15 protein-coding genes are annotated in these 19,222 nt (G+C 64.5%); 6 read left to right on the forward strand and 9 right to left on the reverse strand.

Annotated features, from left to right (window positions below; all coding sequences use genetic code 11):
* Positions 1 to 14 precede the first annotated feature (14 nt).
* The 3 genes from H7B90_RS09015 to fumC form a co-directional block, all read right to left on the reverse strand.
* On the reverse strand, positions 15 to 1,298 hold the full coding sequence (locus H7B90_RS09015; RefSeq protein ID WP_185135530.1) for a CynX/NimT family MFS transporter: 1,284 nt from the start codon (positions 1,296 to 1,298) through the stop codon (positions 15 to 17).
* A gap of 34 nt (positions 1,299 to 1,332) precedes the next feature.
* Positions 1,333 to 2,007, reverse strand: a complete 675-nt coding sequence (locus H7B90_RS09020) for a FadR/GntR family transcriptional regulator (RefSeq protein ID WP_185135531.1) — start codon at positions 2,005 to 2,007, stop codon at positions 1,333 to 1,335.
* Positions 2,008 to 2,352: 345 nt separating this feature from the next.
* Positions 2,353 to 3,738: a class II fumarate hydratase gene (gene fumC / locus H7B90_RS09025; RefSeq protein WP_185135532.1), complete on the reverse strand. Its 1,386-nt coding sequence runs from the start codon at positions 3,736 to 3,738 to the stop codon at positions 2,353 to 2,355.
* Between the two features lie 216 nt (positions 3,739 to 3,954).
* On the opposite strand from fumC, the gene H7B90_RS09030 reads away from it, so the two are divergent.
* Entirely contained in the window at positions 3,955 to 5,256 is a 1,302-nt protein-coding gene (locus H7B90_RS09030; protein WP_185135533.1) for an outer membrane protein assembly factor BamB family protein, read from the forward strand.
* A gap of 227 nt (positions 5,257 to 5,483) precedes the next feature.
* Here the strand turns inward: H7B90_RS09030 and H7B90_RS09035 are convergent, their stop codons facing one another.
* From H7B90_RS09035 to H7B90_RS09045, 3 genes are read right to left on the reverse strand one after another with little or no spacing between them, the layout of a single operon-like run.
* Positions 5,484 to 7,277, reverse strand: a complete 1,794-nt coding sequence (locus H7B90_RS09035; RefSeq protein ID WP_185135534.1) for an ABC transporter ATP-binding protein — start codon at positions 7,275 to 7,277, stop codon at positions 5,484 to 5,486.
* A complete protein-coding gene (locus H7B90_RS09040; protein ID WP_221481971.1) occupies positions 7,270 to 9,012 on the reverse strand; it encodes an ABC transporter ATP-binding protein in 1,743 nt (580 codons plus the stop codon). The genes H7B90_RS09035 and H7B90_RS09040 overlap by 8 nt, the downstream gene beginning before the upstream one ends.
* 35 nt (positions 9,013 to 9,047) lie before the next feature.
* On the reverse strand, positions 9,048 to 9,452 hold the full coding sequence (locus H7B90_RS09045) for a MarR family winged helix-turn-helix transcriptional regulator (protein WP_185135579.1): 405 nt from the start codon (positions 9,450 to 9,452) through the stop codon (positions 9,048 to 9,050).
* Between the two features lie 253 nt (positions 9,453 to 9,705).
* On the opposite strand from H7B90_RS09045, the gene H7B90_RS09050 reads away from it, so the two are divergent.
* Together H7B90_RS09050 and H7B90_RS09055 are read left to right on the forward strand one after the other, a co-directional pair.
* On the forward strand, positions 9,706 to 10,707 hold the full coding sequence (locus H7B90_RS09050; RefSeq protein WP_185135535.1) for an aldose 1-epimerase: 1,002 nt from the start codon (positions 9,706 to 9,708) through the stop codon (positions 10,705 to 10,707).
* Positions 10,708 to 10,830: 123 nt separating this feature from the next.
* A complete protein-coding gene (locus H7B90_RS09055) occupies positions 10,831 to 12,843 on the forward strand; it encodes a Na+/H+ antiporter (protein ID WP_185135536.1) in 2,013 nt (670 codons plus the stop codon).
* 141 nt (positions 12,844 to 12,984) lie between these two features.
* Here the strand turns inward: H7B90_RS09055 and H7B90_RS09060 are convergent, their stop codons facing one another.
* Together H7B90_RS09060 and H7B90_RS09065 are read right to left on the reverse strand one after the other, a co-directional pair.
* Positions 12,985 to 13,677: a type 1 glutamine amidotransferase gene (locus H7B90_RS09060; RefSeq protein WP_185135537.1), complete on the reverse strand. Its 693-nt coding sequence runs from the start codon at positions 13,675 to 13,677 to the stop codon at positions 12,985 to 12,987.
* 301 nt (positions 13,678 to 13,978) lie between these two features.
* A complete protein-coding gene (locus H7B90_RS09065) occupies positions 13,979 to 15,592 on the reverse strand; it encodes an MFS transporter (RefSeq protein ID WP_185135538.1) in 1,614 nt (537 codons plus the stop codon).
* Positions 15,593 to 15,750: 158 nt separating this feature from the next.
* On the opposite strand from H7B90_RS09065, the gene H7B90_RS09070 reads away from it, so the two are divergent.
* Positions 15,751 to 16,638 carry a LysR family transcriptional regulator gene (locus H7B90_RS09070; protein WP_185135539.1) on the forward strand — a complete coding sequence of 296 codons (888 nt, stop codon included), beginning with the start codon at positions 15,751 to 15,753 and terminating at the stop codon, positions 16,636 to 16,638.
* Positions 16,639 to 16,781: 143 nt separating this feature from the next.
* Here the strand turns inward: H7B90_RS09070 and H7B90_RS09075 are convergent, their stop codons facing one another.
* Positions 16,782 to 16,937 carry a DUF1540 domain-containing protein gene (locus H7B90_RS09075; RefSeq protein WP_185135580.1) on the reverse strand — a complete coding sequence of 52 codons (156 nt, stop codon included), beginning with the start codon at positions 16,935 to 16,937 and terminating at the stop codon, positions 16,782 to 16,784.
* Positions 16,938 to 17,083: 146 nt separating this feature from the next.
* On the opposite strand from H7B90_RS09075, the gene purT reads away from it, so the two are divergent.
* Positions 17,084 to 18,244: a phosphoribosylglycinamide formyltransferase 2 gene (gene purT / locus H7B90_RS09080; protein ID WP_185135540.1), complete on the forward strand. Its 1,161-nt coding sequence runs from the start codon at positions 17,084 to 17,086 to the stop codon at positions 18,242 to 18,244.
* Positions 18,245 to 18,323: 79 nt separating this feature from the next.
* On the forward strand, positions 18,324 to 18,743 hold the full coding sequence (locus H7B90_RS09085) for an Rrf2 family transcriptional regulator (RefSeq protein ID WP_185135541.1): 420 nt from the start codon (positions 18,324 to 18,326) through the stop codon (positions 18,741 to 18,743).
* Positions 18,744 to 19,222 lie beyond the last annotated feature (479 nt).

Raw genomic sequence — 19,222 nt, forward strand, 5'->3', positions numbered from 1 at the left:
GGCGCATGGGGGGGTTATCTCCTGGCGCCGGCAGCGGCGAGAGGCGGCTTGGCCGGTTCGTCCGCGATCGTCCGGGCGCTTCCCGCCCCAAGCCCGGCGACGAGCTTGCCGACGACGATCGCCGTCATGACGATAAGCGGCCAAGTCCAGCCATGGGTGGAGTCGTGCAGGTAGCCGATCAGGGCCGGGCCGATGCAAGCGATGAGATAACCGATAGACTGCGCCATTCCGGACAGCTCGGCCGACTGCCGCACGCCGGTCGTCCGCAGCGAGAAGAACAGCACGGACAGGCTGAAGGCCGAGCCCATCGAGATGCCGAGCAGGACGATCCAGACCGCGGCCAGCGCGGCGGTGCCTCCTGCGAATAACAAGCCGGCGTAGGAGACGAACAGAATGGCGCACAATACCGCGACGATCGGTCTCTGGCTTCTCAGGCGGGCGGCCAGAATCGGAGTCGCGAAGGAAGCGGGCACGCTCACGATCTGCATGAGCGACAGGAACCAGCCGGCCGTCTCGTAAGAGAGGCCGCGGTCGTGCAGAATCTCGGGCAGCCACGAGACGTTGGCGTAGAACAGGAACGATTGCAATCCCATATAGAACGAGACTTGCCAAGCGAGAGAAGACCGCCGCAGGCCGGAGGCTCTTCGTCCGGCGGCAGGCTTCGGAGCCGAAGCCGAAGCCGAAGTCGAAGCCGAAGTCTCGTCGGCCGTCCGGAGCAGCTGCGGCAGCCAGACGACGGCGGCGACGGCGGACAGCGCCGCCCAGAAGCCGAGCGAGCCGCGCCAGCCAAGCCCTGCCGCTTCGGCGAGCGGAATGCTCAGGCCGGAGGCGATGCCGGCCCACAGGTTCATCGAGACGGAATAGATGCCCGTCATCATGCCCAGCTTGTGCGGGAAGTCCCGCTTGATCAGGGTCGGCAGCAGCACGTTGCCGAGAGCGATCGCCATGCCGATGAGCGCGGTGCCGGCGAACAGCGCAGCCACGTAGGGCAGCGATCGAAGAACGACTCCGAGCAGGATGACGGCCGTGCCGACGAATAGCGTCGCTTCGATGCCGATCCGGCGGGCGATTCGCGGGGCGATTGGCGATACGAGCCCGAAGGCGATGAGCGTGATCGTCGTCAGCAGCCCGGCCGCGCTTCCCGAGATGCCGGTGCTCTCGCGGATCGCCCCGACGAGCGGGCCGACCGCCGTGATGGGGGCTCTCAGATTGGCGGCGATCAAGAAGATGCCGGCGACGAGCAGGGCGGTGCTTGCGAGGGCGGGACGCGGGTTCTTGCTGCGATTCTTGGCGTTCATTTTTTGGGGTATCCCTTCTATGATGAATTTGCGGTTATCGGGATCCGATCCACTCGCTGGAGAGCCGTATATGCTCCCGGACGGCTTCGGCCGCCGCATCGGCGTCGCGCGCCAGGATATGGCCGATCAGATCGCCGTGGATGCGGTCGTGCTTGGCCAGCTCCTCCTTCTCGGCGGACATGATGCGAATCGAGTCCCTCAGCGCTTCCGTCAGGTGGTCGTACAGCTCCACGTACAGGCTGTTGTAGGTAACCCGGATAATCTCCTTGTGGAGATTCAGATCGGCTTGGATAATAGCCTCTTCGTCCGTAGCGGCGCGGAATTCGTCCAGCCGGCGGCGGAGCCGGTCCGCATCCTCCTCCGTATGGCGCTCGGCGGCGAGGCGGGCGGCCTCCTGTTCCAGGGCGCGGCGCACCTCTATCGTCTCCATCAGGCCGGATTTGCCGAGGCGCCGCTGCAGGGCGCCGCCGAGCCCGCTGGCCGAGCTGACGTACGTTCCGTCTCCCTGCCGCGCTTCGAGCATGCCGGCGTGGATGAGCGACTTGACCGCTTCGCGCACGGTATTGCGGCTGACGCCCAGCTGCTTCACGAGTTCGGGCTCGGGCGGGATCCGCTGGCCGACGGGCCAGGCGCCCGATTGAATAAGCCCGTCCAGCTGCTCGACGATCTGGTCGGTCAGCGTCGTTCGCTTCGCTTGCTTGAGATCCATGGGCAACCTCTTTTCTAAACATAGGATGATTGGAACATTATAGCGCGGGATGGGGAAAGAGGCAACCCTCGGCGTTGGTTAACTAGCTTGCCAACGGCGGAAGGGGGGCGGCGGGAAAACGGGGCAGTGGGCGAAAGAGACTCCGTGGCTGAGGCAAATTAGCGGGAATGCGGGGAGTGGGCAAAAGTGACTCAGCAGTCGAGTCAATTGGCGGGAATGCGGGGGCGCGGCGGTCGCCCCGACCCTTTCCGCGTACGCGAAGAGCCCCCTGCCCATCGGCGGGCGGGGGGGCTCTTGGCGCGTGCCTTCATGCGTGTACCTGCATGCGCGGGCCTCGACGCGAACTCAGTTCTGGCCGATCATGTTCTCCGGCCGGACGTACCGGTCGAATTGCTCCTCGGTCAGCAGGCCGGTGGCGAGCGCCGCTTCCTTCAGCGACAGCCCCTCCTTGTGGGCCAGCTTCGCGATCTTCGCCGCGTTCTCGTAGCCGATGTGCGGGTTCAGCGCGGTGACGAGCATGAGCGACTGCTCGAGGTTGCGCTTGATGACGCGTTCGTTCGGCTCGATGCCGACGGCGCAATGGTCGTTGAACGAGCGAATGGCGTCGGCCAGCAGCCGCACGGACTGCAGGAAGTTGTGCAGAATGACGGGCTTGAACACGTTCAGCTCGAAGTTCCCTTGGCTGGCCGCGAAGCCGATGACCGCGTCGTTGCCCATCACCTGGCAGGCGACCATCGTCAGCGCCTCGGACTGGGTCGGGTTCACCTTGCCCGGCATGATCGAGCTGCCGGGCTCGTTCTCCGGGATCGTGATCTCGCCGATCCCGCTCCGGGGGCCGCTGGCGAGCCAGCGGACGTCGTTGGCGATCTTCATCAGATCGGCCGCCAGAGCCTTCAGAGCCCCGTGCGCGTACACCATCTGGTCGTGGCTCGTCAGAGCGTGGAACTTGTTCGACGACGAGACGAACGTTTTGCCGGTGTCCTGGCTGAGCGCCTCGGCGACCTTATCGCCGAACGACGGATGGGCGTTGATGCCCGTCCCGACCGCGGTGCCGCCGATGGCCAGCTCGGAGAGCGACTTGGCGCTCTCCCAGATCATCAGGCCGGAGCGGTCCAGCATCGCGCGCCAGCCGCTGATCTCCTGCCCGAGCGACAGCGGCGTCGCGTCCTGCAGATGGGTCCGGCCGATTTTGACGATATGCCGGAAGGCCTCCATCTTTTCCCGGAACGTCTCCTTCAAGAGGTCCAGGGCCGGGAGAAGCCGGTCCTCGATGGCGATGGTGGCGGCGATGTGCATGGCGGTCGGAAAAGTATCGTTGGAGCTCTGCGACTTGTTGACGTCGTCGTTCGGATGCACCCGCAGCGCGCTGCCCTGCTTCTCCAGAATCTGATTGGCCCGCCGCGCGATGACCTCGTTGACGTTCATGTTCGATTGCGTGCCGCTGCCCGTCTGCCAGACGACGAGCGGGAAGTGGTCGTCCCAGCGTCCGTCGAACACCTCTTCGGCCGCCTCGATGATCGCGTCGGCCTTCTCCGCTTCCAGCGTTCCGAGCTCGCGGTTCGTCGCGGCCGCGGCTTTCTTGAGCAGGGCGAACGCGCGAATGACTTCCATCGGCATCCGCTCCGAGCCGATCCGGAAATGCTGGCGGCTCCGCTCCGTCTGCGCCCCCCACATCGCTTCCGCGGGGACTTGGATCTCCCCCATCGTATCGCGTTCTGTACGAAATTCCATGTCGCCTAGCCTCCTAAGCATCGTTTGAGTAGAGCAGCACGAACCGTCTCCCTATTGGATTCTTACCCTTCCAGGTTGTTTTATTGCGCCTTCGGGAAGCGATATTCCGGTATTTGTAAAAAATAATAAGGAAAACGAAGAGAATAGGCAACTTGCCGGGCCGTTCGACCGTCCATAGAGCGTAGAATCGCCATGGAATGAGGAGGAGTAACGACGATGCGCAAATGGATGAAGCCGGCGGCGGCCGCGCTGCTGGCGGGCTCGCTCGGGTTAGCGGCTTCGCAAGCCGTCTTGGCGGATACGAATGCCGGCTACAGCCGGTCTACGGCTTACAGCTACGCGAATCCGGCGAAGGCCGCGCAGCCTCGCTGGACCGCGGATCTGGGCCGGCCGCAGACGGACCTTATCCCGGACCGCGTGACGGTGGCGGGGGACCGGGTCGTCGCGTCGAAGGCCGGGGCCGTGGTCGCGCTTAACCTGCAGACGGGCAAGACGCTGTGGACGTTCAAGACCGGTTCGAAAGGGTCCGTCGCCCTGTTGGCCGAAGGGGATTCGGTCTACTTCGCTTCGGAGAGCGGGCAGATCGTCAAGCTGAACGCCAAGACGGGGAAGAAGGCGTGGAGCTACAAGCTCCCGACCCCCGGCCTTCCGCGGCTCGCGGCCGACGCGGGCAGCCTGTACGCGATAGCGGGCAAGCTGATCGCCCTCGACGCGGCGTCGGGCAAGGTCAAATGGACGAATTCGTCCGTCGCGGCTTACGGCGAGTTAAGACTTCAAGGCGATCTGATTCTGATGCCGACGTTCGAATCGGGGGCGATCACCGTCGAGACCGAATACGCGATCGACCGCAAAACCGGCAAAAGCCTATGGAAGCTGAGCGGCAGCCATCGGTATTTGGGATCCGTCAAGGGACGTTTCTATTACCTCGACACGTGGCCTCGGAACGACACGACGGAGTACGTCGCCTCCATCGACGTCGTCGATCCGGCTACGGGCAAAATCGTGGAGACGAAATCCTATTTGCCGGTCGACCCGAACAAGGATCCCTTGATCCAGGCTCCGCGGCAAGTCGTCCTCGACGGAGAGGAATTGTACATTCAAGACGCAGACGGCCTTATTCACCGGCTCAAACCGGGAGATGCCGGCACGGCGTCCAAAGGCCAGGTGTTGTCCGATTCGGGAGACTGGATCGCGGGACCTTACGCCGGGCGGTTGTTTTTCCAAAACGACGACGGTCTCGGGGTGACGGCGCGCAAGATATTCGACGGCACGACGGTGTACTACGAAGGAATGGATAATCCCGTCAGCCGGCTGGATCTGATCGGCTCGGGCCTGTACGTCGCGCAGACGGACGGCAAGGTGATCGCGGCGAACGCGAAGACGGGGAAGGCGCAGTTCCGGTTCCAGACGTCCTCGCGGGCGTTCGGTCCGTTCAAGGTGGCCGGCAAGACGCTGCTAGTCCAATCCGAGGAGAAGCTGTACGCGTTCAACGTTCCGGCTTCGCTGCTGACGAAGTAAGAAGAGACGGTCTCGGCGGGGAAAAGAGGAAGGCAAAGGCGCCGCGCTCAAGGCTGACGCGCGACCAAACGTCCGTCGGCTTGGCCGATGACGAAGGAGGGCTGTCCCTAGGGTCGAATAGACCCGGGGGACAGCCCTTCTTGCCGCCAAAGAGTAGTCTTATCAGGTTCATAGCCGCCAGCAGCGCCGACCTCTACAAGCCGCGCATCCCGCTTGCCCGCCGCCCCTCAAATCGCCTCGTTGGCGAACTGCGTGCGGTACAGCCGTTCGTAGAAGCCGCGGCGCGCGAGAAGCTCCTCGTGCGTGCCGCGCTCGACGATCTCGCCGCCGTCGACGACGAGAATCTGGTCGGCGCTGCGGATCGTGTTCAGCCGGTGGGCGATGACGAAGCTGGTGCGTCCCTTCATCAAAGCCGCCATCGCCTGCTGAATGTGCATCTCCGTGCGCGTGTCGACGCTGCTCGTCGCCTCGTCGAGAATGAGAATGGCCGGGTTCGCCAGAATGGCCCGCGCGATCGTGAGCAGCTGGCGCTGGCCTTGGCTCAGGTTGCCGCCGTCCGCCGCGAGCCGGGTGTCGTAGCCTTGCGGCAGCTTGCGCACGAAGGCGTGCACGTTCGCCAGCTTGGCGGCGGCGACGACCTCCTCGTCGGTCGCGTCCAGCCGGCCGTAGCGGATGTTCTCGCGGATCGTGTCCGAGAACGTGTACGCGTCCTGCAGCACGATGCCAAGGCGCCCGCGCAAGCCGTCCTTGTCGAGCTCGCGGATGTCCGTGCCGTCGATGCGGATGGTCCCTTGCCCCGGCTCGAGGTCGTAGAAGCGGGTCAGCAGGTTGATGACGGTCGTCTTGCCGGCGCCGGTCGGCCCGACGAGCGCGATGACGTCGCCGGGCTTCGCGGCGAACGTCACGTTGCGCAGCACCGGCTTATCCGGCCGATAGCCGAACGAGACGTCCGAGAACGCGACATGCCCCGCGATCTCGCCGACTTCGATGCCGCCGCGGCCGTCGTACTCCGTCTCGGCGTCGAGAATCTCGAACACCCGCTCGGCGCCGGCCACGCCCGCCTGAATGGCGTTGTACTGGTTCGCCAGATCGTTCACGGGCCCGCTGAACATCCGCGAATAGTTGAGGAAGCTGACGATGACGCCGACCGACGTCCAACCGCGGATGGCCATCCAGCCGCCGGCCGCGGCGATCAGGATGAAGTTGAGGTGGCCCATGACGTTCATGACGGGGCCGACGTAGCCGGACAGCGTCTGGGCTAGAGTGCCCGCCTGCTTCAGGCTCTCGTTCATCTCCGAGAACTGCTCGATCGCCTTGCGCTCCCGCCTGAGCGTCTTCACGACCTTCTGGCCGGAGAGCGTCTCCTCGATGAAGCCGTTCAGGGCCCCGAGGCGCCGCTGCTGCTCGGAGAAATGCCGCTTCGTCCGCGAAGAGATGGCCCGGGTCGCCAGCATGACGAGCGGGATGGTGACGAGGCTGACCAGCGTCAGCCAGACGTTAAGCGCCAGCATCATCGCGAGCGAGCCGACCAGCGTCACCGCGCTCGTCAGAATCTGGACGAAGCTCTGGTTCAGCGTCGTCGCCACGTTCTCGATGTCGTTGGTCGTGCGGCTCATCAGCTCCCCGTGCGTCCGGGAGTCGAAGAAGCGGACCGGAAGCTTCTGAAGATGGGCGAACAGGTCCGCGCGCATGTCGCGCACCGTCCGCTGGGAGACGCCGGCCATGACGTGGGCTTGAACCCAGGAGGCGAAGCCCCCGAACAGATAGATCCCGCCCAGAAGCAAGCACAAGCGAAGAAGCCCGTCGCGATCCTGCGGCAAAATGAAATCGTCGATGGCGGTACCCAGCAAATAGGGGGCCAGAAGGCCGAAGCCCGTTCCGACGAGGGCCAGGGCGACGACGGCGATCAGCCCTCCCCTCTGGCGGCTCAGGTAGGCCCAGATGCGGGCGACGGTCGCCCCGGCGCGGCGGGCCCGCTGCTTCGGCACGGGCACTCCGCGAGGCGGACTCGGATTAAGCATGGGCGGTCTCCTCCTCTCCGAGCTGGGATGCGTAGATGTCGCGGTACACGGCGCTGCCGGCCATCAGCTCGGCATGGGTGCCGTCGGCGACGATTCGCCCGTCCTCCAGCACGAGTATGCGGTCCGCGTCGGCGACGGAGGAGATCCGCTGGGCGATGATCAGGCAGGTGCACCCGGCCAGCCGCTCCTTCAAGGCGGCGCGGATGCGGGCTTCGGTCCGCAGGTCGACGGCGCTCGTGCTGTCGTCGAGAATGAGGATGTCCGGCCGCGCCAGGAGCGCCCGCGCGATGGAGAGGCGCTGCTTCTGGCCGCCCGACAGCGTCACGCCCCGCTGGCCGATCGCCGTGTCGTACCCTTCCGGAAAAGAAAGAATGAACTCGTGAGCCTCGGCCGCCCTCGCGGCCGACTCCACTTCCTCCTGCGTCGCCTCCGGCTTGCCGTAGCGGATGTTGTCGCGGATCGTCCCGCTGAACAGAACGGCCTGCTGCAGGACGATGCCGACATGGCCGCGCAGCCGCTCGGACGGAATGTTGCGGATATCGGTTCCGTCCAGCAGAATCCTTCCCGCGTCGGGGTCGTACAGCCGCGGAATCAGGTTGACGAGCGTGCTTTTGCCGGCGCCCGTCGCCCCCAGAATGCCGATCGTCCGCCCCGGCTCCGCGACGAAGCTGACGTCCTGCAGCACCGGCTCTTCGCCTCCCGCCCCGTAGCCGAACGAGACGCGGTCGAACTCGAGCCGGCCCGAGCGGATCTGGCGGCCCGAGCCTTCCGCTTCCGCCGGCTCCCGAAGATCCGGCGTCGTCCGCAGCACCTCGTTGATCCGGTCGGCCGACGCCTTCGCGCGCGAGATGTTCGCGAGCGTGTTGGCCAGCGACACCATGGAGTTAAGCGCTTGCGCCGCGTACGTGAGAAAGGCCGCGAGGCTGCCGATCGCGAGCTCCCCCTTCCACGTCTGCCCGCCGCCGTACCAGAGGATGCAGACGATGCTGGCGTTCAGGATGATCGTCGTGATCGGGGAGTTGATCGCGAGCAGGCGGGCGGCCTTCAGCCCGACCCGGTAGTTGTCCTCGTTCGCCCGCCCGAAGCGGCCGCGCTCGAACGCGGCCCGCACGAACGCCTTCACGACGCGGACGCCGCCCAGGTTCTCCTGCAGCACGGAGTTGACGCGGTCGAGCTTCGCCTGCAGCTCCCGGTAGAGCGGAACGGACTTGCGGAGCAGCGCGTACGTCAGCGCGAACAAGACCGGAATCGCGACCGCGAACAGCAGCGACAGGCGCGGGCTGATGAGCAGCGCCATGACGATGCTGCCCGCGAACAGGAACGAGCTCCGGATCAGCATCCGCAGCGCGGTATGGATCAGAGTCTGCACCTGGACGACGTCGCCGGTCAGGCGCGTGACGAGAGAGCCGCCGGGGAACCGGTCCAAGTCGCGGAACGCGAACGTCTGCACCTTGCGGAACAGTGCGTCCCTCAGATCGGTCGCGAAGCCCATCGAAGCCCGGATCGCGTAATACGTGCAGCCCATGCCGCCGAGCAGGCCGAGGACGGCGGCGCCGATCATGAGCGCTCCGGTCAGCCCGACGCGGGAGAGGTCCCCCTTCATGACGCCGTCGTTGACGATAGCCGCCATCAGCCTCGGCTGCAGCAGGTCCATCATCACCTCGAGGATCATGAGCAGCGGAGCGGCGAGCGTCGCGGCGCGATAAGGCTTAAGATAAGAGAGCAAGGATCGCAACGGTACCACCTCGATTATTTTAGCTGGCTAACGATTCAATCCGGCTTCCATTCGCTCAGGTTGTCGTGCATCTGAAGCACGAACCGGCGCAGCAGCAGCCGCTCCTCCGGCAGGAAGCCCTCGAAGCAGCGGGCCTCCACCTCTTCGATCGCCCGCATGACCGCTTCGGCGGCGATTCGGCCTTTGTCGGTCAAGTACACCCTCGTCACGCGCTGGTCGCGGTCGTCCGGAGCCCGGGAGACGAGACCCGTCTTCTCCATCCGGCCGAGCATGACCGTCAGCGTCGCAGGCTTCACGAGCATGCCGGCGGCGAGCTCGCGCTGGCTCTGCCCGTCCTGCTGCGAGAGTCTCATGAGCAGGGGCGGCTGACCGGGGTAGACGTCGTAGTCCCGGATGAGCCGGTCCACGTGGGAGCGGTGAAGCTTCAGCACGTGCCGCATGAGCCGGGTCAGCTTCTCGTTGGAAGAGAACAAGGATGGCAGCCTCCGTTCGAAGGTTAAAATTAGCTAGCTAACTAAAAATATAGACGGCTCGGCGAGAGGTGTCAAAGGATTTCCGCGGGGGAGAGGGCGGGCCGAAGGGCGAGGGCCGCTACTTTCCCGCTACTCCTGCCCGCCTTCGGTGTGTTATGCTAGGAGGTAGATGTACGTACAAGTCATGAACTCATGATTTCGCACTTATGAGGAGGACGTTATGGCGACGAATAAGGCTTACGAGGGCACTTATCATGGAGAGCAAGCCGTCTGGCTTCAAGCCGGACCTTATGAGGCGGCCGTTCTGCCGCAGATCGGGGCGAACCTGATCGCGTTCCGCGACACGCGGCGGGGCTACGCGATTCTGCGCGAGCCGGGCGCGGACGGAATGGAAGCGTTCAAGGCGAATCCGGGCGTGCACGGCATCCCCGTGCTGTTCCCGCCGAACCGCTATGATGCCGGCAAATTCCCGTGGGAAGGCACGACCTATCAATTCCCGGTGAACGAGACGGCGAGAGGCAACCACCTGCACGGCTTCGCGCATACGACGCCGTGGAAGGTCGACCGCTTCGGCGCCGACGAGCTCGAGAGCCGCGTCACGCTGTCGCTGACGGTCGCGGAAGGGCATCCGGTGTACGAGTACCTGCCGTTCGAGTTCACGCTGAAGCTTCAATACACCTTGAGCGAAGACGGGCTGCACCAGCGGGTTACCGTGCGCAACGACGGGGAGAAGCGGCTTCCGTGCCTGCTGGCGTTCCATACGGCCGTGAACGCGCCGTTCGCCCCCGGCAGCGGGAACGACGACGTCCGCTTCAAGCTGACGATCGGCGAGCGCTGGGAGATGGGCGCGGACGACCGGATGCTTCCGACCGGGCGCTTCCAGCCGCTCAGCGAAGGCGAGAAGAAGATGATCGAGGGCACGCAGTCCCCGTTCTTCGAACCGATGGACAATCACTACACGTCCCGGCCGCAGAACGGGCGGAACTACATGGAGCTGACCGATACGCGCGCGGGCGTCAAGCTCGTGTACGACGTCGGCGTCGGCTACAAGCAGTGGATGATCTGGAACAGCGGCGCCCAGGGCGGCTTCTTCTGTCCGGAGCCGCAGGTGAACCTGGTCAACGCCCCGAACGTCGATCTTCCGGCGGAGGATATCGGGCTGATCGGGCTGGAGAAGGGCGAGATCTGGGAAGAGACGAGCCGGCTGTATCTGATCGGATAAGGCGGGAAGACGGGGAGCGGGGTTCGCGGGCCGGAAGGCCGGGCGGCTCCGCTTCTTTATTTTTGGCGCGATTTGGGAGAAAATGAACACCTAGGACAATAAACGGAGAGGACCTAACGCGTCATGGAGTTATTTCTCGTCATTCTCGTTTTGCTGGCGCTGATCGGCGTCTCGAACGTGCTGAACCGGATCGTGCCGGCCGTTCCGGTGCCCTTGTTCCAGGTGGCGCTAGGCGCCTTGCTGACTCTCGGGCCGTTCGGCGTCCACCTGGAGCTGGAGCCCGAGCTGTTCTTCGTTCTGTTCGTGGCCCCGCTGCTGTTCAACGACGGAAGGAGGATGCCGCGGGACGAGCTGTGGAAGCTGCGGGGCTCGATCCTGCTGCTGGCGGTCGGGCTCGTCTTCGCGACGGTGCTCGCGGGCGGCTACGGCATTCACGCGATGATTCCGTCCATCCCGCTGTCCGCCGCCTTCGCCCTCGCCGCGATTCTGTCCCCGACGGACGCCGTCGCCGTAAGCGCCTTGTCGGGCCGGATCAACCTGCCCAAGGGAATCATCCGGCTGCTCGAGGGCGAGGCGCTCATGAACGACGCGTCCGGCCTCGTCGCCTTCAAGTTCGCCGTGGCGGCGACGGTCACGGGCGTGTTCTCGCTGCCGCACGCGACCGTGAGCTTCGTGCTGATCGCGGTCGGAGGCTTGCTCAGCGGGGTCGTCCTCTCGTTCCTGGTCATCCTGCTGCGGACGTTCCTCCGCCGCCTCGGCATCGAGGACGCGACGATGCACATGCTCATCCAGATTCTGACCCCGTTCGTCATCTACATGGTGTCCGAGGAGATCGGCGTCTCCGGCATTCTCGCCGTCGTCGCCGGCGGCATCTTCCACGCGGTCGCCAAGGACCGGATGGAGCCTTATGCGACGAAGCTGCAGGTCGTCTCGGCGAGCACGTGGTCCGTCATACTGTTCATCCTGAACGGCCTCGTGTTCCTTATTCTCGGCCTGCAAATCCCGGGCGCGGCGTCGGTTATCTTCCGCGATCCGAACTTCGACAACTACCAGGTCATCGGTTACATCGCGATTATCACCGTCAGTCTATACGCGCTGCGGTTCGCATGGGTGTACCTGTTCTCCGCGCTCGACCCCAAGGAGAGAACGAATCGGCGGAAGCTGAAGGATTCGGTGCTGACGGCGCTGTCCGGCGTCCGGGGCGCGGTTACGCTCGCGGGCGCGTTCTCCATTCCTCTGTTCCTGGAGGACGGGAGTCCTTTTCCCCAGCGGGATTTGATTATTTTCCTGTCGGCCGGGGTGATCTTGTTCACGCTTCTGACGGCGAGCATCGCGCTCCCCCTGCTGTCCAGGCGCTCCGGCGCCGCGCGGGAAGGGGACAAGCATCTGTCCGAGAACGAGGCCCAGATCCGGATCGTCGAGAAGGCGATGCGCGGTCTCAAGGAGGAGGCGAACGAGGAGAACAAGGAGGCCGTGATGTCCGTCCTCGGCGACTACAACCGCAAGCTGCAGCAGATCCGGACGCAGCCGGGGTTCAAGGAGCGCAAGGCCTGGCGCTCGGACTTCGGCCGGCTGTGGGCGGCGGGGCTGAAGGCGGAGCGGGAGGAGATGGAGCGGCAGCTCGAGGCCGGGAAGATCTCTCCGGAGACGGCTCGCCGGTTCGAGGCGGCGCTGGGCCGCATGGAATCGCTTCTGGTCAGCGGACGGTTCCGGTTCCTCGCGACTTCGTTGAGGCTGGCGTTCAAGCGGCTGTGGAAAAGGGCGACGGGCCGCGGCCGCAAAGCCTGGTCTCTTGAAGAGGTGAAGGAGCTGAAGAGGCTGAAGCTCGATACGTCGAAGGCGGCGATCGTTCGGCTGCGGGAAGAGACGGGCGGCGCGAACAAGGAGGCGGCCCTTCCGATCATCATGCACTACCAGGACGCGATCGAGCGGCTCCGGGACAGCATGGCGTCCCCGCAGCGGCAGGAGAAGTTCGCGCAGATGAAGAGGGAAGTGGAGCTGAAGGCGATCCAGCTGGAGAGGGACGCGCTTCAGGAGATGTACGCGGCCGGCGAGGTGACGCTCGGGATGGTGAACAGCCTGCGCTTCTTCATCAACACGATGGAAGCGACGGTGACGGAGGACCAGATCGAGTAGGGGAGGCGCCGCTGTCCGGCATTATTGCCAAGTACCGCCCCCTTCCGGCGCTCTCAGCCTCGACAGACAGCCCCATCGCCGTCCGAAGACGGCGCGGGGCTGTTTTGCCGTCCGCAATGTGGTTAATGCCTGAAGGCCGCTTTAACGCATCGAACGTTCGAAATTATCCAAAATGCCGCGAAGCATGGCGTGCGAATCCGCCGTCCGTCCGAGCTGTTCGCGGATGGCGTCGGCGCTCTGGACGTACGGGGCGTCCGTCAGCTCGTCCGACCATCGCGTCAGCATCTCCCCGATGCAGGCCGGCGTCGTCTCCAGGTGGAACTGGACTCCAAGCACGTACGGGCCGTAGGCGAAGGCTTGGTTCGCGCAAGCCTCCGAGGTGGCCAGCGGGACGGCGCCGGGCGGCAGCTCGAACGCGTCTCCGTGCCATTGGTAGGAGTGGAATTCCTCCGGGAGCCCCTCAAGGAGGGGGTGCCGCTCATGGGTTCGCCGCACCGGGTGGAAGCCGATCTCCTTCCGGCTGCTCCGGTACACCCGGCCGCCGAGCACTTCCGCGAGCAGCTGGCCTCCGAGGCAGATGCCGAGCACGCTTTTGCCCGCGATGGCCGCGTTGCGGATGAACCGCTTCTCCCGGACGAGCCAGGGGTTCCCGCTCTCGTCGTACACGCTCATCGGTCCGCCGAGGATGACGAGCAGATCGAAGGAGTCGATGTCAGGCAATGTTCCTTCGACGGAGGGATCGATCATCGCGACGGAGTGGCCCTTCCGTCGAGCCCATTCCGCGATCGCGCTCTCGTCGTCGAAGGAGAAATGCTTCAGCAGCACAAGCTTCATGCGCTCTTCCCCCCAGAATGGCTGTCCGTCCGGCGTCGCCGTCCGTTCTCAGCGCACGGTGTTGGTCAATCTGTTGGTCATTTTATCTGCAATTCCGGATTGCGTCAACATATGTGACATAAAGGATCGCGGAACGCCCGTGTTTCGTAGCGAGAGGTGAATAAACCTGACTTGGCAGGGGGCGGAATAGAAGGAAGAGCCTCCGCAGAGGGAGGCCCGCCGATGTCTTCTATTCATGTCCTCCTATTCATGACTTCATGTCGTTCGGAGCCAGTCTCCCCGTTCGATCCAGAAGACAGACTCAAGCACCCGGCGAGGAATCGGACGGGACGGCGGAAGGTGGACGCGGCTCTTCCGGCTCCCGGGCGCTTGCGCCCGCCTTCCTCCCGGCGGATAAGCGGAACAGCAGCAGGGAAGCGGCGGCTCCGAGCACGCTTAAGGCGGCGGATAGCGCCATCGTCGCGTGCATTCCTTCCGCGAACAGGCGGGCCCCCTCGCGGGCGACGAGCTCGCGAACGTCGCCGGGCGCGGAGTTCAGCAGTTCCCCGCCGATCGCTCCGCTCCGCCACGCCTCGAGCAGCCGCTCCTTCGCTTCGCCGGCCAGCGGCAGCTTGGCGAGCGCGCCGGGAGCGGCTCCTTCGATCTGGGACGACAGGACCGTTCCCGCCAAGGCGACGCCGAAGATCGCGCTCACCTGCCGGGTCGTGCTGACGATGCCGGAGGCGGCCCCGGCCCTCTCTGGCGTCACGGCTCCCATAACGGCGTTCGTGGCGGAGGTGCCGGCCATCGAGATGCCGAACCCGAGCAGGACGAGCGCCCAGGCGAAAGAGAGATAGGAATCGCCGGGATCGGGCAGCGTCAGTCCGGCGAGAGCTGCCGCGATCGCGACGAGGCTGGCCGGAATGACGAGGCGCGGAGCCAGCTTCGCGGACCAGGAGCTGCCCAGGAACGAGAAGACCATGATGCTCGCCGTGAGCGAGAGGAAGCGAACGCCCGTCTCGACCGGCGACAGTCCTTCCGCGCTCTGCCAGAACATCGTGAGTTGGAACAAGATGGCGTAGAGCCCCAGGAAGCCGAGGAAGTTGACGATCGCCGCCGCCGTCACCACCGGGTTGCGGAACAGCCGCAGCGGGAACATCGGCTGCTTCGCCCGGAGCTCCCAGACCAGGAACGCGACAAGCGCGACGCCGGAAGCGGCGAGCGAGCCGGCAATCTCCGGGGAGCCCCAGCCGCGCGAATGCCCTTCGATTAGCGCGAAGGCCAGCAGTCCGATGAAGGCGAGGAAGCCGATCTGTCCCGGCGCGTCGAGCTTGCGGGCCTGCCGGGGCGCGGCCGGAGCCTTCGCGGCGAGCAAGAGGGCGGCGACGACGATCCCTACCGGCACGTTGATCCAGAAGATGCTCTCCCAGCCGTAAGCCTCGACGAGCCAGCCTCCGAGCACGGGGCCGGCCGCCAGCGCCAACCCGCCGACGGAAGCCCAGATGCCGATCGCCTTGGCCCGTTCGGCCGGCTCCGGGTACATGCCGCGGATCATGGCCAGCGACACGGGGATGAGAATGGCGCCGAACGCGCCCTGCACGGCCCTGCCGGCCAGCAGCCATTCGATGCTGCCCGAGAGGGCGCAGACGGCCGAGCAGGCGGTGAAGCCGATCAGCCCGGTCAGGAACAGAGGGCGGTGGCCGACGGAGTCGCCGACCGTTCCGGCCGCCATCTGAAGGCAGCCGAAGGCGAGGACATAGGCGTCGACGACCCACTGCAAGCCCCGAAGCCCGGTTCCGAGGCTCGATTGGATGTCGGGCAGCGCGACGTTGACGATGGTCCCGTCCAGATACACGACGAACAGCCCGAGCGTGATCAGGAGCAGATGGAGGCCTCGCCGGCGGGAGGCCAAGGCGGGATGAACGGCAGAGTTCAAACGAATTCCTCCTTCGATTCGGATGTGCCGGGCCGGGCGATGCCGGCCGGTTCCGTCGAACTCATTGTAGAATTTGACAATGCATAACGTCTAATTTATTGTTTTCATATATATCATGCACGAGATTAATCAATTATTAGGAAAAGGGTGGGAGCGTTATGGAGCTGAACCAGTTGGAGTACTTCCTGACGGTGGCGAGATTGCAGCATGTGACCCGCGCGGCGGAGGCTCTGTCGATTACGCAGCCCGCGCTCAGCCATTCGATCGCCAAGCTCGAGGAGGAGCTCGGGGTGCAGCTGTTCGAGCGAAGCGGCCGCAACGTTCAATTGAACCGTTATGGCGAGCTGTTCGCGAGGCGGGTGGAGCGGGTCGTGCAGGAGATCGACAAGGGCAAGCAGGAGATCGAGGAGCTGACGAACCCCGAATCCGGCGTCGTGTCGCTGGCCTTCCTGAACGTCCTCGGCACCCGGCTCATCCCTAGCCTGGTCAAGGAGTTCAAGCGGGAACGCCCGAACGTCCGCTTCGAGCTCCAGCAAGGAACGGGGACGTTCATCCGGAGCCAGCTGGAGACGGGGGCGTGCGATCTGATCATCACGTCGGCCTGTTCCGGAGACGTCTCGGGCGCCTGGACGCCTTTCCATACCTACAGGCTCGACGTCGTCGTGCCCAAGGGGCATGCATGGAGCGGGAGGAAGGAGGTCGAGCTGAGGGAGCTGGCGGAAGAACCGTATATCGGGCTCAAAAACCAGTGCGGCCTCAAAACGTCCATCGAGGAGATGCTGGAGAAGGCGGACGTGGCGCCGCATGCGCTATACGAAGCGGAGGATCTGCCGACGGTGGCCGGGTTCGTCTCGGCCGGGCTGGGCGTCTCTCTGCTGCCGCGGGCCGAAGGACTGGCGCTGGAAGGCGTATGCTGGGTTCCGCTTCGGGATCCCGGCAACGAGTTCGAGGTCGGCATCGAATGGAAGGAGAAGCGCTACTTGTCCCCGGCGGCCAAGGCGTTCCGCGAATTCGTCGCGGGAAGGCGCTTCGCGTCCGTCGTCTGAGGAGAGAATTTTTGCCGCGTGCATGATAATTGTTCTCAATAGCGGGCATAATGCAGGAAGAAGCGGCATGGGGAAAAAAGAGAGAAAGAAAAAGAACGGCTCTGCGGCGAGCCGTTCCCGAAGCCTGCTTTTTTCCCCTGCGGTCAGATCTTCGGTTCGAACGTCTTGCAGTCGGTCTCCTCCGAGTTGCGGGCTTCCGTCCCCCGGTTGTTGACCACGTAGATCGAAGTGGCGGCGCACTTGTTGCCCGTCGCCCAATACTTGCACGAATTCACTTCGCACAGCACGTCCTTGGCCATCGCGTTCACCTCCCTCCCTCTCCTTAGAATGGGTGAATCGCCGGCCGTTCATACGTCGCGCCCGCACCGGAACGCCGTTTCGGTGCTTGTCGCCGTTCGTGTATAATGGAGCCTATACAAGAAGATCGAAATAGACGGAGGCGGACATGTTCCAGACGAAGAAGCTCATGCTGCTCGGTTCGGGAGAATTGGGCAAGGAAGTCGTCATCGAAGCGCAGAGACTCGGGGTCGAGACCGTCGCGGTCGACCGCTACGAAGGAGCTCCGGCCATGCACGTGGCCGATCGCAGCTACGTGATCGACATGCTCGACAGACAGGCCCTGCGGGAGCTCGTCGAGAAGGAGAAGCCGGACCTCATCGTGCCGGAGATCGAGGCGATCGCGACCGCCGAGCTCGTGAAGCTGGAAGAGGAAGGCTTCCGCGTCATCCCGACCGCCCGCGCGGCGCGGCTGACGATGGACCGCGAGGGCATCCGCCGGCTCGCGGCCGAGACGCTCGGGCTTCCGACGGCGAAGTACCGGTTCGCGGACACGTACGGGCAGTTCGCGGACGCCGCGCGGGAGATGGGCTTCCCCTGCGTCGTGAAGCCGCTTATGAGCTCCTCCGGCAAAGGCCAGAGCGTCTGCCGGTCGGAGGAGGAGCTGCCGAGGAGCTGGCAGATCGCGATGGAAGGCGGCCGGGTGCAGCAGGGGCGCGTCATCGTCGAGGAATTCATCCGCTTCGAGTCCGAGATTACGCTGCTCACCGTCCGTTCCGTTCACGGCACGCAATTCTGCCCGCCGATCGGGCACATTCAGAAGGACGGCGACTATATCGAGTCGTGGCAGCCTCACGCGATGACGGAAGCTCAGCTCGAAGAAGCGAAGCGGATCGCACGCGTCATTACGGACGAGCTGGGCGGGGCCGGTCTCTTCGGCGTCGAGCTGTTCCTCTCCGGCGACAAGGTATACTTCAGCGAAGTGTCGCCGCGTCCTCACGATACGGGGCTCGTCACGCTCGCCAGCCAGAACCTGTCGGAGTTCGCCCTCCACGTCCGGGCGATTCTCGGCCTGCCGATCCCGGAGATCAAGCTCGTGTCGCCCGGAGCGAGCCGCCCGCTCAAGGCGGACGCCGAATGGTCGTCCTACCGGCTGCTCGGCGCGGAAGAGGCGCTGGCTCTTCCGGACGCGCAGCTGCGCGTCTTCGGCAAGCCGGTGACCAAGCCGGGGCGCCGGATGGCCGTCGCGCTTGCCGCGGCCGACACCGTGGAAGAGGCGCGCCGCGTCGCCGCGGAGGCTCTCTCCAAGCTGAAGCTGGAGGGTGAGTGACGAAGGATTCGGTTCGTTGACAACCGAAGAAGGCGTGTTCAATAATAGGAGAACACCGAAGACGAAGGAGGCGCCGACGATGGCGATCAACACCAAATTGTCCGTCGCGGCTCACATTCTATCGCTGATCGGGATGAATCCCGACGAGCGGTTGACCTCCGAGATCATCGCCGGAAGCGTCAATACGAACCCGGTCGTCATTCGCCGGATTATGGGGATGCTCAGCCGGGCCGGCCTCGTCCGCACGAGCCCCGGCGTGCCGGGAGCGGTCTTGGCCCGCGGCCTTGGCGAGATTACGCTGCTCGACGTCTACCGTGCCGTGCAGGCGGACGAAGAGCTGTTCGCGATCCACGACAATCCGAACCCGGACTGCCCGGTGGGGCGGAACATTCAAGGCGCGCTCGACACGGCGTTCTCGCGGGCGCAGAGGGCGATGGAAGCGGAGCTCGGCGAAGTGACGATGGAACAAGTCGGCCTGGAGATCGCGCGAGGCTGCTAGCCGCCGATGACGGCATCGAGATGGACGATATAGAGCGTTCGGAACGTACGGAGAGTCCGGTTAGCGGCTCCGGGTTCCGGACGCTTTTTTTCACATGCAGGCCGTTCGAAGTTTCTTCGATGACTGGCTAACTCACGTACAGGTGTGTTATCCGGTCTTAGAGTGGCTAACGAATCGAGGAGACGCTATTTGGCCCCAAATAGAAGATTTTCTATTCTAACGAATCGTATAGACTCTATTTCGCGCTGGAAGCCCATTTTTCACCCGAGCGGCCCCAAATAAGATCGCTGGGATTCGTTAGAGTTTTCAAAATGGGCTTTTGAAGCTATATAGCGACTCTGGAGTTCGTTAGAGAACCTCCATCCCCCTAGTCTGTTAACGAAAGGGTCTTTTGCAGTGTTTTGTTGAACGCAGGTAGTCAACCGTCCACTCTTCCGCTGTGCGAATGACATATGAATAGGGCAGATGCAGCGTCGAGG

Origin of the sequence: Cohnella xylanilytica (assembly GCF_014212175.1) — a bacterium.
Classification (GTDB): Bacteria; Bacillota; Bacilli; order Paenibacillales; family Paenibacillaceae; genus Cohnella; species Cohnella xylanilytica.